Annotated in this window: 11 protein-coding genes; 10 read left to right on the forward strand and 1 reads right to left on the reverse strand. The window is 43.1% G+C overall.

All coding sequences use genetic code 11. The annotated features are described in order from the left end of the window. Nucleotides 1-10: 10 nt before the first annotated feature. The 10 genes from LF817_RS06160 (at nucleotide 11) to LF817_RS06205 (ending at nucleotide 12,725) form a co-directional block, all read left to right on the forward strand. Nucleotides 11-1,195: a M20 metallopeptidase family protein gene (locus LF817_RS06160; RefSeq protein WP_253934907.1), complete on the forward strand. Its 1,185-nt coding sequence runs from the start codon at nucleotides 11-13 to the stop codon at nucleotides 1,193-1,195. Further along, the gene (locus tag LF817_RS06165; RefSeq protein ID WP_253934908.1) at nucleotides 1,192-2,244 is read left to right on the forward strand and encodes a homoserine dehydrogenase; all 1,053 of its coding nucleotides are present in this window, start codon (nucleotides 1,192-1,194) and stop codon (nucleotides 2,242-2,244) included. The genes LF817_RS06160 and LF817_RS06165 overlap by 4 nt, the downstream gene beginning before the upstream one ends. Before the next feature lie 15 nt (nucleotides 2,245-2,259). Further along, on the forward strand, nucleotides 2,260-3,708 hold the full coding sequence (locus LF817_RS06170; RefSeq protein ID WP_253935038.1) for an aldehyde dehydrogenase family protein: 1,449 nt from the start codon (nucleotides 2,260-2,262) through the stop codon (nucleotides 3,706-3,708). 127 nt (nucleotides 3,709-3,835) lie between these two features. Continuing rightward, on the forward strand, nucleotides 3,836-4,492 hold the full coding sequence (locus LF817_RS06175) for a CAP domain-containing protein (RefSeq protein ID WP_253934909.1): 657 nt from the start codon (nucleotides 3,836-3,838) through the stop codon (nucleotides 4,490-4,492). Nucleotides 4,493-5,791: 1,299 nt separating this feature from the next. Beyond that, the gene (locus LF817_RS06180) at nucleotides 5,792-6,499 is read left to right on the forward strand and encodes a GDSL-type esterase/lipase family protein (protein WP_253934910.1); all 708 of its coding nucleotides are present in this window, start codon (nucleotides 5,792-5,794) and stop codon (nucleotides 6,497-6,499) included. A 91-nt stretch (nucleotides 6,500-6,590) separates the two neighbouring features. Next, nucleotides 6,591-7,577, forward strand: coding sequence for a Gfo/Idh/MocA family protein (locus LF817_RS06185; RefSeq protein ID WP_253934911.1), 987 nt, complete (start codon nucleotides 6,591-6,593; stop codon nucleotides 7,575-7,577). Between the two features lie 153 nt (nucleotides 7,578-7,730). Then, the gene (locus LF817_RS06190) at nucleotides 7,731-9,437 is read left to right on the forward strand and encodes an ABC transporter ATP-binding protein (protein WP_253934912.1); all 1,707 of its coding nucleotides are present in this window, start codon (nucleotides 7,731-7,733) and stop codon (nucleotides 9,435-9,437) included. Further along, on the forward strand, nucleotides 9,437-11,257 hold the full coding sequence (locus LF817_RS06195) for an ABC transporter ATP-binding protein (RefSeq protein ID WP_253934913.1): 1,821 nt from the start codon (nucleotides 9,437-9,439) through the stop codon (nucleotides 11,255-11,257). Before LF817_RS06190 ends, LF817_RS06195 begins: the two co-directional genes overlap by 1 nt. Before the next feature lie 48 nt (nucleotides 11,258-11,305). Further along, nucleotides 11,306-12,181: an RluA family pseudouridine synthase gene (locus tag LF817_RS06200; RefSeq protein WP_253934914.1), complete on the forward strand. Its 876-nt coding sequence runs from the start codon at nucleotides 11,306-11,308 to the stop codon at nucleotides 12,179-12,181. An 85-nt stretch (nucleotides 12,182-12,266) separates the two neighbouring features. Then, nucleotides 12,267-12,725, forward strand: a complete 459-nt coding sequence (locus LF817_RS06205; protein ID WP_253934915.1) for a cupredoxin domain-containing protein — start codon at nucleotides 12,267-12,269, stop codon at nucleotides 12,723-12,725. A gap of 99 nt (nucleotides 12,726-12,824) precedes the next feature. Here LF817_RS06205 and LF817_RS06210 read toward each other — a convergent pair whose 3' ends face one another. Beyond that, complete coding sequence (locus LF817_RS06210; protein ID WP_253934916.1) at nucleotides 12,825-14,381, reverse strand: PTS transporter subunit EIIC; 1,557 nt, start codon at nucleotides 14,379-14,381, stop codon at nucleotides 12,825-12,827. Nucleotides 14,382-14,424: the final 43 nt, after the last annotated feature.

The following is a 14,424-nucleotide window of genomic DNA, read 5'->3' on the forward strand; positions in this document are numbered from 1 at the left end:
GGTGATCCCATTGCGAACCAAAAAGAGCGTTACAGCCCAGGATATATTCCCACAGCTGCAGGAGTGGAGACGTTATTTTCATAAACATCCTGAACTAAGCTTCCAGGAGAAACAGACGAGTGAAAAAATCATTGAAGTGATAAAAAGCTTTGGGGTATTTAAAATTGAAACGAATGTCGGAGGTTATGGGGTCATCGCCACGCTTACCACAGGTGATGGACCGGTGATCGGTCTTAGAGCGGATATGGATGCGCTGCCTATCCTGGAACAAGCGGATGTGGAATATGCTTCTTCAGTGCCGGGAGTCATGCATGCGTGCGGCCATGATGCGCATATCGCTATCTTGTTAGGTGTTGCACGACTACTTTCTGAAAAAGTGAAAGATCGATTGTGGAGAGGTACGATTAAATTGATTTTTCAACCGGCAGAAGAAAGCTGTGATGAACAAGGAGAAAGCGGAGCTGTTAAAGTGCTCAAATCGGGTTGTATCGATGATTTGAGCGCAGTTCTCGCACTTCATATGTGTCCATGGCAGCGAAGAGGAACCGTTCAGCTGCACGATGGTCCGAGCATGGCGAATAACGATGAATTTCATCTTATCATTAAAGGACGCGGGGGGCATGGAGGATACCCGCAGCATACGAATGATCCGCTTTGGATGTCGACCTTCGTACTACAGACATTGTACAGCATCAGTGGAAGAAAGCTTGATCCGTTACAGATTGGGGCGCTCAGTATAGGGCAGATTGCAGGAGGAGAAGCCCATAATATCATACCTGATCAAGTGGAAATAAAGGGGACCATCCGTTCATATGAGGAACGTGTTCGCGATCAATTAGTTGAAGAAGTGAGGCGTGCGGCAGAGATTGTCAAACCGATGGGCGGAGAGTACGAATTAATGATTCAACGGGGAGAACCAGCACTTTATAATAATTTGGCTATAAATCAAGTTTTAAGAGAAGCAGCTGAATCAATGACTATTATTGAAAAACCTTTTGGCATGGGGAGCGAAGATTTCAGTTACATTACGAGGGAAATCCCGGGATCTATGTTTTTCCTAGGGTGCGGACTGGAAGAGGAGCGTGGGCTGCATCATCCTCGATTTGATATCGATGAGTATTCGATGGTAGACGGGGTGACGATTTTATTGAAAAGCATTGAGAGTCTGTTGGAAAGTGAAGGAGGGCGATTATGACAACCAATATCGCGTTTATAGGATTCGGCGGTGTAGGGCAGGCACTCGCAGAAATATTATTGGAGCGTGAACAATCGTTACAGAAGCAATACGGCCTGGACACAAAAATTGTTGCAGTGGCAGATATGAAGAAGGGATCTGTCTATCACCCAGACGGGCTTGATGTGAAAGAACTCATTGCATGTGTCAGGGAAAAAGGAAGCCTGGAAGCATACGATGGAGGAGCTTCAATTACTAAAGGTTTAAGCAGTATCGATACGATTATTCAAAGTAATGCCGATGTCATTGTAGAAGTGACGTTTACGGATGTGAAAACAGGAGAACCAGCGATCACCCATTGCCGAACCGCTTTCGAACATGGAAAAAGCGTGGTGACGACAAATAAAGGACCGGTCGCATTGGCTTACCGGGAGCTCGCTGAGATGGCTGATCAGAATGATGTATATTTTGGCTTTGAAGGAACGGTAATGAGCGGAACTCCAGCCTTGAGAATGCCGATGGAAACCCTCGCCGGCAATACCATCACTGAAATAAGAGGAATTTTGAATGGGACGACAAATTACATTTTAACAGAGATGGAAAAAGGCCAGTCCTATGAAGAGGCTTTAAAGAAAGCCCAGCAATTAGGGTATGCAGAAGCAGATCCTACAAGCGATGTAGAAGGATATGATGCTCGTTACAAAGCGGCTATTCTTTCCAATTATATTATGGGCATCCCGCTTGCGCATACTGATGTCGAATGTAAAGGGATTTCCGGTATCACTCTCAACCAGGTCCAATCCGCTCTCAAAGAAGGAAAGCGTTGGAAGCTGCTGGCGAGCATTAAGCAGGAAAATGGGAAAGTCAGTGCTTCAGTCAAGCCTGAATGTATTGAATCCAATGATCCATTAGCCAGTGTTTCAGGTGCGACGAATGCCATTTTGTACGAATGTGATTTATCGGGCCCTATTTTACTGACGGGCGCAGGAGCAGGGTTGAAAGAAACGGGATTTTCCTTATTAATTGACTTGATTCATTATCAGAAAAAGAAGAAGCTAGCCAAAATTTAATGGGTGGTGGTTATGATGCATACAAAGGTAAAAGCGATGAACATGCTGATTGGCGGTAAATGGGTAGCCGGTAAAGAAACCTTTGAAGTAGTGAACCCTCAAAGCAATGAGCCCATTGCAAGGGTCCCTTTAGCTACGAGAGAACAAATGCTGGAAGCGATAGAAACGGCGGATCGTGCTTACCGTACAACACAAGTGTGGCCGACTCATGAACGAATTGCAATTCTAAATAAAGTAGCGAATTACATGAGGGAGCATGCTGAAGAGTTTGCGGTAGTGATTGCCAGTGAAGGAAGTAAAACGATTAACGAGGCTAGAGGTGAAGTGAAGCGGGCGGCCCAAACAATTCAAATCAGTGCTGAAGAAGCGAGACGCATTAATGGCGAAACGATCAACTTCGATCAAAACGAAGGTAGTGAAAATCGGGTAGGTTACTATTACCGCTTCCCGGTTGGGGTCATCGGTGCGATCACCCCATTCAATGATCCGTTGAATATGGTCGCACACAAAATTGGTCCAGCCATCGCTTCGGGCAATGCGATTGTATTAAAGCCAGCTTCTGTCACTCCACTCAGTGCTTTGAAACTGGCAGAAGCCTTTGTAAAAGCTGGTCTTCCTGAAGGTTTCCTTTCAGTAATAACAGGCTCAGGCAGGGAAATAGGAGATACGCTCGTCACCCATCCTGCCGTACAAATGATTTCTTTTACAGGCGGGTCCGAGGCTGGAGAGAAAATAACTCAAAAGGCAGGGACGAAAAAATTAAGCATGGAGCTTGGCTCTAATTCTCCCGTCATTGTTTTAGAGGATGCAGATTTGCGTGATGCTGTGCAAGCGACTGTCTCTGGGGCGTTTTCCGCGGTCGGCCAAAATTGCATCGGTGTGCAGAGGATCTATGTGCAGGACAGCGTATACACCAAATTTGTTGATACTTTCGTCAATCGTACGGCAGAGCTGAATGTCGGAGATAAAATGGATGAATTGACGGATATGGGACCGTTGATCAATGAAAAAGAAGCGATGCGAGTAGAGAGTTGGGTAAATGAAGCTTTGGAGCAGGGTGCAGTGCTTCAGTTTGGGGGTGTACGAGAAGGGGCATTTTTCACCCCGACCGTTCTGACTGACGTACCGGAAACAGCTAAAATTGCGAAAGAAGAAATTTTCGGACCTGTAGTTCTTATTTACTCTGTAGATTCATTATACGAAGCGGTAGAACGTTCGAATAATGTCAATTATGGACTTCAGGCAGGAATTTTCACTAGTCATATCAATCATGCCTTTTACGCCATTAAACATATGAACGTAGGAGGCATCATGATCAATGACAGCAGTGATTATCGAATTGATGCCATGCCTTTTGGAGGGACTAAAGGATCCGGGATTGGCCGGGAAGGCATTAAGTATGCGATAGAAGCTATGACAGAGCCTAAAGTTGTCTCCTTTAGACTTCAGGAAAATTTATTATGAAGAAATAGGATATGAAAAGGAAAAACCGCTAAAATTTAGCGGTTTTTTTGTGTCTTCTATTCAGGATAATTTCAACCCTCATGCAAATAGTAAAGGAGAGGAAAATCCATGAGGAGGCACAATGAAAATGAAAAAAATTCTAATGACCACATCGGCATTGTTACTTACGACTACACTCGCAGCATGTGGAGGAGCGAATGATAATGGCGCAGCCGATGATGCGTATGATTATAACCAGGTAACATATGGAGGACAGGGACAAGAAGAAGACCGAAGAATTACTGATTTAAACGGAAACGAATTGCGTCATCCATATCAGGGCACATATCCAATGATACCCGAAGATAGAATGGGAGAGCAGGGTGATTTAACTGCTCAGCCTGATGAAAAAGATGTAGATGAAGTTCACGGAGACATCCATGAACAAGTTGTTCAATTAACAAATGAGGCACGTGAGGAACAGGGGCTTGAACCGTTAAAGTTCAGTAAAGAAGTAACTAAGGTAGCTCAAGAGAAATCAGAAGATATGTCAGAAAACAACTATTTCTCCCACACTTCACCTGAGCATGGCAGTCCATCACAAATGCTTCAGGACAACGGTGTAGATTTCAGGGCAGCTGCTGAAAACATCGCTTCTGGTCAACGTAGTCCTGAAGAAGTCGTAGAAGGCTGGTTGAACAGTGAAGGTCACCGTAAAAATATTATGAATGAAAACATGACAGAAATCGGTGTAGGATTTGAGGAAGACGGAAATTACTGGACGCAGATGTTTATTGGTAAATAAATGCGCCTTAGCGTAACGATTTGATTCTTATCGCAAACATAGTAAATATAGTCTGAAATGCTTAACAAATTGTATGTTAATTTGTTAGGCATTTTTTTTGATAATTGTTAAACAAAGTGGCAGTATATTCCAAGGCTTAGTTTCAAGATAACCAGGGTTCGTGGCTGTAAAGAGAGTCTGGTGTGGTTGGGAAGCTACTCGCTTTCCTGTGGGGGAAGTGGCGAGCTTCCTCGGGCTTGAATCAGTCCATAAACCATATGGGGCCTATCCAGCTCCAGCGCTTAGCGGCTACTGAGACTTCCTTCACTTCTGTCCGATAAGTCAACATCGAATCACTCCGTTCTTCGTGTTTCCTTTATCTCCGCCAGCTCAGTCCAGTCCATACGCCGCTGACCAAAGCGCTTCCGCTTTTACAAAAGGAGTCTCGCAGCTTCCCAACCACACCAATCGATATGAGATGAATGAACCCTCTTATACCGTTCTTTGAATTATTTTTATCTTCGCCAGCTCAGTTCAGTCCATACGTCGCTGAACGAAGCGCTTCCGCTTTCAGAGGTAGGAGTCTCACACATTCCTAAAACCCCTAACTTATATTACGGGACGGAACTAAGAAATAAGAAGCAGAAACTCTCTTGTACCAACGTTTGAAGAATAGTTCAACCGGTTGATTTAGAAAAACTAACTATCCAATAGGCTTTTCATTTCCATGAAAGTAAGCTAGAAAGGAACCCTTTTTGCAAGAAGGAGCGTCTTCTTGACCCCTGTCCAGTGAGAATATTGCGCTCCACATCAAGGTGTTAAACATGGAGCATGTTTATAACAATCAGCATACTAACATCCATAATTGTTTTTTGATGAAGCGGTTGTTTATAGGGAAGAACCGCTCATAATCGATCTTTTATCATAACTGTAGCGCAACAGCATCTGACATCCTGAAATCGGTGTTTCCGTTCCCCCTAATCATCGCAAAGAGCTCCGGGAAATCGCGAGACTCCTGTGGGAAGAGAGTGCTTGGTGAGACCCCGGAGAGCGAAGCTCGAGGAGGCTCACTGCGCTCCCACGGAAAGGGAGTGATTTCCCGGAGCTCTTACCTCTGTTAAACATAACGGAAACAGTCGACTTTTTGAATGGCTCGGTTTAAAATTTACCGAGCTGTTTTAATGGAATATCTTCGCCAAAGTATGAAGCAATTTAGGCGTCTTGTTTTTAAAATGGAAGAATTAACTTCGATTGAATTCCTGAACAATCTGGAATGCTAAGAAGAAAACTGATGATTAATGTGGAAAGGGAGGTCTTCCATTGAAAAGAATAATGGTTTTACTATGCTGTTTGCTGCTCATGAATGTATATTTTCCTTCTTCCACTTACGCTGAACAAAACCGACAAATGACAGCTATTGGAGATTCCATTCCATATGGATATAATTTGACTAAAGAAAATAAATATCCATCAGGAGGAGCATTTCCTTTTATGATGGGAGAAGAAAAAAATTTAGAAGTGACGAATTTGGGTATTCCGGGACTGACGTCAGAGGAACTGCTGCAGGCAGCCCGTGGAAATGAACTGTTCAGAGAAACAATCAAGAATAGCGATTATATCGTTCTTTATATTGGCGGTAATGATTTATTAAAAATTTTAAAGGATCATAAAAATTTACAAGGAATTGAAATGGAAGAGGTCGCGCTTGTGGTGCGAAACCTTCTGTTTAATGTCTATTCCACCGTCATGGAGATTGATGAATTGACGGATGCAGAAATACTCGTATATAACATTTATAATCCATATCCTGAAAAAGGAGCTTCCTTGGAGAAGCCTCTTCACTATATAAACATCCAATACAACTCGCTTGTAGAATTGTTGAGTCACTTCACAAATGTAAAATTAGTGGATGCTTACCAGGCCTTTAAAGGGCACCCGGAATATATAATTAAAGGGGATGTCCACCCGACGGCTGAAGGACAATTTACACTTGCTGAAATCGGATTGAATAAAATGGAGGAATCATGATGCCGGATGATTTTCTGGCATCTTAAAGCTCCTCAGGCTTGTCCATCCTGTTATAATGAAAGTAAATCTTTTATAATGAGGAGATATACATATGATCCGTTTCGGTATAATCGGCACTAATTTCATTACAAATCTTATGATAGAAGCAGGACAGCACCTTGAAGAATTTAAGCTTCAAGCTGTCTATTCCAGAACTCAGGAACGAGCGGACGAATTTGCGGAGAAACATAATATTCCTACAACTTATACAAAGGTTGAGGACCTGGTCAAAAGTGAAGAAGTGGATGCTATTTATATTGCAAGTCCTAATTCTTTTCATTTTGAACACGCAATTACAGCAATGAAGCATGGGAAACATGTCTTATGTGAAAAACCATTTGCTTCCAACGAGCATGAAGCTGCACGTATGATAGAGGCGGCTAAGGAACATAATGTTCTTCTTATGGAAGCTGTAAAATCAACACTTATGCCCGAGTTTCTATCAATTAAAGAAAACCTTCATAAAATTGGCAAGGTACGCAGGTATGTGGGGAACTTCTGTAAATATTCCTCGAGGTATGATGCCTATAGAGAAGGCACTGTACTAAATGCATTCAATCCTGAGTTTTCCAATGGCTCTCTAATGGACTTAGGGGTATATGGAATTTATCCAATGGTAGTATTGTTCGGCAGTCCTGAGAAAGTTCAAGCGAGCGGTATGGCGTTAGAATCAGGAGTCGACGGGGAGGGAAGCCTTCTCATTCAATATGAGGATATGGAAGCGGTCGTCATGCATTCAAAAATAAGCCATTCTTATAATCCTTCAGAAATACAAGGAGAAGAAGGGACCATTGTCATTCCTAATATTTCAGAACCGCGAGATGTTTATATTCAATATAACGATGGGTCGACAGAAAATTTGAGTGTACCCGATGAATATCCACCTATGTATTATGAAATAAAGGAATTCATAGGTCTGCTTCAAAAAGGCCACAAGCAATCTGAGGTCAATTCACTTGAAAATTCTCTCATCACATCGCAAATTATACGAGGTGCCCGTAGACAGATGGGAATCAGCTACCCGGCAGATAAAAAATAATCATTCAAAAACACGGACTTCCTAATAACAAGTCCGTGTTTTTTCTTATCACCTACCCTGAATACCGGACTAGCCTCAAGTTCTAATTAGTACTAAATCACTGCCTTATCCTGTATAATGATAGGAACTTTTCACGTATGCGGAGGACCTCGTATGAAGAAAATATTCGCTTATGCCGTTACATATAAATTCTCTGCCGTTATCGCCATCTTGTTGATGCTAATAGAATTAGTGGTGGAGCTTGTCCAGCCTTTACTAATGGCTCGGATCATCGATGATGGAATCATGCAGGAAGATTATACTGTCGTTGCCACATGGGGAGGGGTGCTCGTTGGCTTGTCTTTATTAGCTTTTGCAGCCGGCATTACCAATTCCTTTTTTGCCGCTAATGTAAGTCAAGGGGTGGGATATGATCTTCGGCGCGACCTTTTTAAAAAAGTTCAGTCGTTTTCCAATGAAAATTTTCAATCTTATTCAACGCCCAATCTTGTCACGCGCATGACGAATGACGTGATTCAAATCCAGAACCTTGTGCTGATGCTTATGCGTATCGCCCTGCGCGCGCCTCTATTTATTATATTCGCCCTCGTCATGGCCTTTACTGTCAATGTTCAGCTTGCCTTTATTCTTCTTATCGCTGTCCCGGTGTTAGGCGCATTTTTATTCTGGGTGTTGTTAAAAGGAATTAAGTTATTCAAGCGAGTACAGACAAAGCTGGATGGAGTAAACACCGTGATCCGTGAGAATTTGACCGGTATCCGGCTCGTGAAGGGGTTCAATCGTGGAGAATATGAGGAAGAAAGGTTCCATGAAGTCAATCACTCATTAATGGACAAAAATAAACGTGCACTTTGGCTGATGGAACTTGCTATGCCTGTTGTCATGCTAGGCATGAACGTCATTATTCTGATTCTGCTTTGGGTCGGGGCTGTCCAGTTGAATTTAGGGACAGCCCAGCCTGGTGAAGTCGTCGCAATTATCAACTACGCTACAAGAATCATGTTCACTTTTTCTATTTTTTCTTTTTTGATCATGGTTTTTTCCCGTGGAAATGCCTCAGCGAATCGGGTCAGTGACGTTTTGAATGAGAGAACACCTGATTTTAACCGACAAGGGGGAAGGGATACTCTTTTGAAAGGGAATATAGAGTTCGAAGGGGTGACCTTTTCAAGAGGCGAAGCAGAAACGTTAACGGACATCAGCTTTAGTGCCCGGTCAGGGGAAATGATTGGGATCCTTGGTGAAACCGGATCGGGGAAAACCTCACTTCTTCATCTCATCCCGAGGCTGTTTGAAAAAGACAGCGGCAGCATCTTGTTGGATGAGCAGGAAATCGAAGAATTGGACGTGCATGCGATCCGCCGGCAAATCAGTCTGGTTCCCCAGGAGGTTCATTTATTCTCTGGTACTGTAAAAGAAAATATCGCATGGGGAAAAGAGAACGCAACAGATGAAGAAATTATGAAAGCGGCTAAGAATGCTGAAATCCATTCTTTTATAAGTACTCTTCCAAATGGATATGAAAGCCGGATAGGTCAAAGAGGGGTATCCTTCTCCGGAGGGCAGAAGCAAAGACTTTCGATTGCAAGAGCACTGGTGAGGAACCCTAAAATCCTTATATTAGATGATAGTACCAGCGCACTGGATGCTCACACAGAAGCACGTCTGCTAAGAACGTTAAAACAACAGAAGTGCACGATATTCATGGTGGCTCAGAAAATCAGCTCACTAAAAGCAGCTCATAAGATTTTATTGCTGGAGCGAGGAGAAATTATCGCGGAAGGTGACCACGAAGAGCTGCTTGAGTACAGCGCTTATTACCGGGAAGTGTATCAATCCCAGCAGGAGGTCGTTATGTAATGGTGGACAAACAAAAGCCGAACCGTGCTCCGATCAACCGCCATCATGGGATAGGCACGAAACCCCCGAAAGTAGATGATATGAAAGCCACCCTTAAACGGATCTGGAGTTATATGGTAAGTGAAAAGAAGCTGTTTAATACCGTCCTAGCCATTATTTTATTGAGTTCCGTATTATCATTATTAGGACCGTATTTACTGGGAGTAGCTGTAGATCGAGTCATAGCCGAACCTGCTACGAACACGCTCCTTATTATGCTCAGCCTTCTGCTTGGTGTGTATGTTTTACATTCAGCTTTCTTATGGCTGCAAAACTATTTAATGATCGGTATATCGCAAAATACAGTGTATCGTATGCGGAATCATTTATTTTCCCACTTGCAGCGTCTGCCTCTTTTATTTTTTCAGAAAAAGCAGCAAGGGGAATTGATGAGCCGGCTGACAAACGATATGGAAAATGTCAGTCGTACATTAAACACAGCGATCATCCAATTTGTGACTAGCATACTTACGATATTAGGGACGGTTGTGATTATGCTGATCTTAAGTCCAGTCCTAACCTTGATGACGCTGACGATCGTTCCCGTCATGTATTTTGGCATGAAGTGGATTACAAAACGCACAGGTCGTTACTTCAAAGAGCAGCAAAAGCACCTTGGAGAAGTTAACGGATACGTTGAAGAAATGTTTTCGGGACAAATGATTATTTCTATGTTCTCCCGTGAAGATAGAGTCATCAAAGAATTCGAAACAAAAAATGAAGCTTTAAAGGCCTCTGGCTACTGGGCGCAAACGTACTCTGGCTTTATCCCTAAGCTGATGAATATGTTGAACAATGTCAGTTTCGCGATCATAGTAGGTGCTGGCGGGCTGCTTGCTTTAAATGGAAGTATCTCGATCGGCATCATTGTGACGTTTACGACGTATTCACGCCAATTCACAAGGCCGCTCAACGATCTTGCCAACCAGTACAATATGATTCTTTCAGCCGTCGCAGGTGCAGAGCGTGTCTTCCAGATCATTGATGAAGCCGAAGAAAAGAAGGACGAGGGAAAAGCTTCTGCTATTCAATCGATTCATGGAGATATCGAGTTCCGCTCGGTCTATTTTTCATATGACGAAGATGAGGATACATTATCAAACATAAGCTTTCGTGCTTCAAAAGGTCAGACGGTGGCTTTAGTCGGTCCGACAGGTGCAGGAAAAACAACTATTATATCGCTGCTCTCCCGCTTTTATGAAACAGATGGAGGATCAATATTAGTTGATGGGAAAGATATCAAGACAATTACAAGAGACAGTCTGCGCAGTCAAATGAGAGTGGTGTTGCAGGATTCCACCATGTTCCATACAACGATACGTGAAAATATACGGTATGGCCGCCTGGAGGCTTCAGATGATGAAGTTGAAACGGCGGCAAAGGAAGCGCACGCGCATGATTTTATTACTCAATTGCGCGACGGATATGATACTGTGCTTGATTCAGATGGAAAAGGAGTAAGTCATGGCCAGCGCCAGCTTCTTTCTATCGCTCGTGCGATGCTTGCCGACCCGGCCTTATTAATTTTAGATGAAGCCACGAGCAGCATTGATACCGTGACAGAAATGAAAATAAATGATGCCCTTGGAAAGCTGATGAAGAATAGAACAAGCTTTGTCATCGCTCACCGTTTAAATACCATCCGATCGGCTGATCAAATTCTTGTGCTCGAGCACGGAGAGATCATTGAGAAAGGGAGTCACCGTGAGTTAGTTGATCAAGGTGGCTTTTACGCCAACATGGTCGCCGCTCAGCAAGCCGAAAGTCAGGCGTCTGTCTAAGACGTTGTTAATAAAATGTGTTCTTACCTGATAAGGAGGTCCTATTGCATGAAAAATTCGAATCGGTATTGCGTGGACGAACCCAGCCAATTGCTTGAATACCTATTCACGATACTATCCGAACGAAGCAGAAACTCTGTAAAAACGCTGCTGGCTCGAGGACAGGTTTCCGTAGATGGCCAACCGGAGACGGCGTTCAATTATAAGCTGCAGAAGGGCCAAATGGTGGAAGTCGGTCACAATCGCAGCTTCAAAAAAAGCACCCCTCTGCAAGGTCTCAAGATTCTGCATGAAGATGAAGACTTAATCATCATCGATAAAAGTTCAGGACTGTTATCAGTGGCTACGGCAAAGGAAAAACAATCGACAGCATACCGTCAGCTTACGGACCATGTCCAAAATCATAACCCTAAAGGGCGGATATTCATTGTCCATAGGTTGGACCGGGAAACTTCTGGAGTCATGATGTTCGCAAAAAATGAAAAAATAAAGCATGCGCTCCAAAACAATTGGAAAAATATTGTTAGAGAGCGTACGTATATGGCATTAGTTGAGGGTGAAGTTCAAACGTCTGAAGGCACCATCTCATCATGGCTGAAAGAATCAAAAAGCATGAAAATGCATTCGAGTCAAAAACCGAATGATGGACAATATGCCGTGACTCATTACAAGCGGATCCAATGGAATTCCTCTTTTTCCTTATTGGAAGTTCAATTAGAAACCGGAAGGAAAAATCAAATCCGTGTTCATATGGAAGATATCGGTCATCCCATCGCTGGAGACAAAAAGTACGGAGCTGCAAAAAAGGGGATTGGCAGGTTAGGTCTCCATGCAAAACTACTTACATTTCAACACCCCTCAACTAAGAAGCTGATGCGTTTTAAAGCAGAGACTCCAGAAGCATTTTTCAAGAAATCGAAATGATTTTCAGTTTCTGAAAGAAAGTAGACAAGTTCCAAAGGTCTAAAAGCATATACATGAGCAAACAGGCTTTTTGGGAGGAATCTACTTGAAGGCTTTAGTTGTTTCGGGGAAAAAAATCCTCATCATATGCAGCGCATTTTTTGTATTAGCCGGTGCAGTATTCATCATCAATCTCTTTTTTGGAAGTACGGCTCCCACTTCCTCACAGGTGGAAAGCGGACAGATGCGGACGATTAACCTTGTCACGGGTGAATTCAAAGCAGAGAAGGAGGACGGGCAGGTGATTGAAACCTACCGTTTTGATCCTGGCACTATTTTTGTGAAAAAAGGAGAACTCTTCAAATTGAGTATTTATGGAGTCAATGGTCATGAACACCCGTTTACGGTTGAGGGCACTGATAAGCAGGGGGTCGTAAAACAAGGCAGTGAAACCGTGTTAGATCTTCAGTTTGATGAAGAAGGGATTTATCGAGTGATTTGTAACACCCATACGACGACAGATACTGAAGGGCCGATGGTCGCGCATATTGTAGTCGGAGATTAGTGTTAGATAAGATTACGGGGATACAATATTGACATGGATAGAAGCACATGACTGTTTCAAAAAAGAGTCGCTTTCCGCAGGGAAAGCGACTCTTTGTATTTAAGAAGCATTAGATTCATCAATAATACGGTTGATTTCATTTTTATAAAGATCTGAACGGCCTCCAAAAATGGCCTGAATGTTGTGATCGACCTTCACTACTCCAGCAGCTCCAAGTGATCTAAGCTCGTCTTCGTCAATTTTTTGTATTTCTTTAACTTCTACTCGCAGCCTTGTGAAGCAGGCATCTACATGTTTTAAATTCTCTTGACCGCCTAAGGCGTTCATAATGGATGCCGCAGTCTCCCTTGTCTGTTCTGATTTTCCTCCCTTTTTCTTTTCATTAAAATCTTTTCGTGTATAAAGTTTGTTTTCCTGGCCGCCACGTCCCGGGGTAGCAAGGTCCCACTTTTTAATAGCATAAGAGAAGGAAAAGTAATATATAACGAAGAACACGGCTCCTACAACTATATTTAACCACCAATTGTTTGTGCCTGGAATGGCGTTTACTAGAACATAGTCAATAAGCCCAGATCCGCCTGCCCAGCCAATATTGGCATTAAGCATGTACATGACCGCAAACGAAACACCGGCCAAGAAAGCGTGAAAGACAAATAGAAGCGGTGCTACAAATAAGAATGTGAATTCAATAGGTTCTGTAATTCCTGTCAGGAACGCCGTACCTGCTGAGGCAATGAGCATCCCTTTGACGACAGGGCGATTATTTTTATCAGCTTGACGATACATAGCAAGAGCAGCTCCAAGAAGTCCGAACATGATAACAGGAAACTTACCAGCCATAAAGCGGCCAGCTGTTACCTCTACACCTTCTGCAACCTGAGCAAGGAAAATGTATTGATCACCAGATACAGAACTTCCGGCAACTTCAACGGTTCCTCCTAGAGAAGTCCATAGAAACGGAGCGTACCAAATATGGTGAAGACCTGTTGGTATCAGAACTCGTTCAAGGAAACCATATAAACCAATGTAAAGAGGGTTAGTTGCTCCATTGGCGATAACGTTTGCTACCGCGTTGATTCCGCCCTGGATAGGAGGCCAAACAATCATCATAGCTATAGCTAGAAAAATAGAGGAAAAAACCATCGCAATCCCTACAGAGCGATCTCCGGCAAAAAAGCCTAGAACTTCTGGCGGGTCAAATTCATGAAATTTGTTGTAAATCCAAACAGCTAGTAATCCAACGATTATACCGCCGAGAACCCCGGTTTCTAACGTCGGGATACCGAGCGCCATTCCATATTCTCCGCCTTCTTCTGCCATTTCAGGAGTTATATCTAAGGCAAAAGAAATTGTTTTGTTCATAATAATATAACCTAATAAGGCTGCCAAAGCTGCAATACCAGAGCCGCTCGTAAGCCCTATGGCTACACCAATTGCGAATATAATCGCTAAATTGTCAAATATACTGATACCGATATCCGACATCCCGGTACCGATGAATTGGATCATATCATTTTGTAGAAAAGTTAATGTATCTGCCAGCGGACCGGTGAGAGCAGCACCAATTCCAAGTAGTATACCTGCAGCGGGCAGAAGGGCGACAGGAACCATGAGGGATTTACCAAATTTCTGCAAACTTCCGAAATACTTTTTCACTTTTTACATCCTCCTTTTAGGCAAGCGCTTTCTTTGTAAGGGG

Source organism: Halobacillus sp. A1 (genome assembly GCF_024189295.1).
Classification (GTDB): domain Bacteria; phylum Bacillota; class Bacilli; order Bacillales; family Halobacillaceae; genus Halobacillus_A.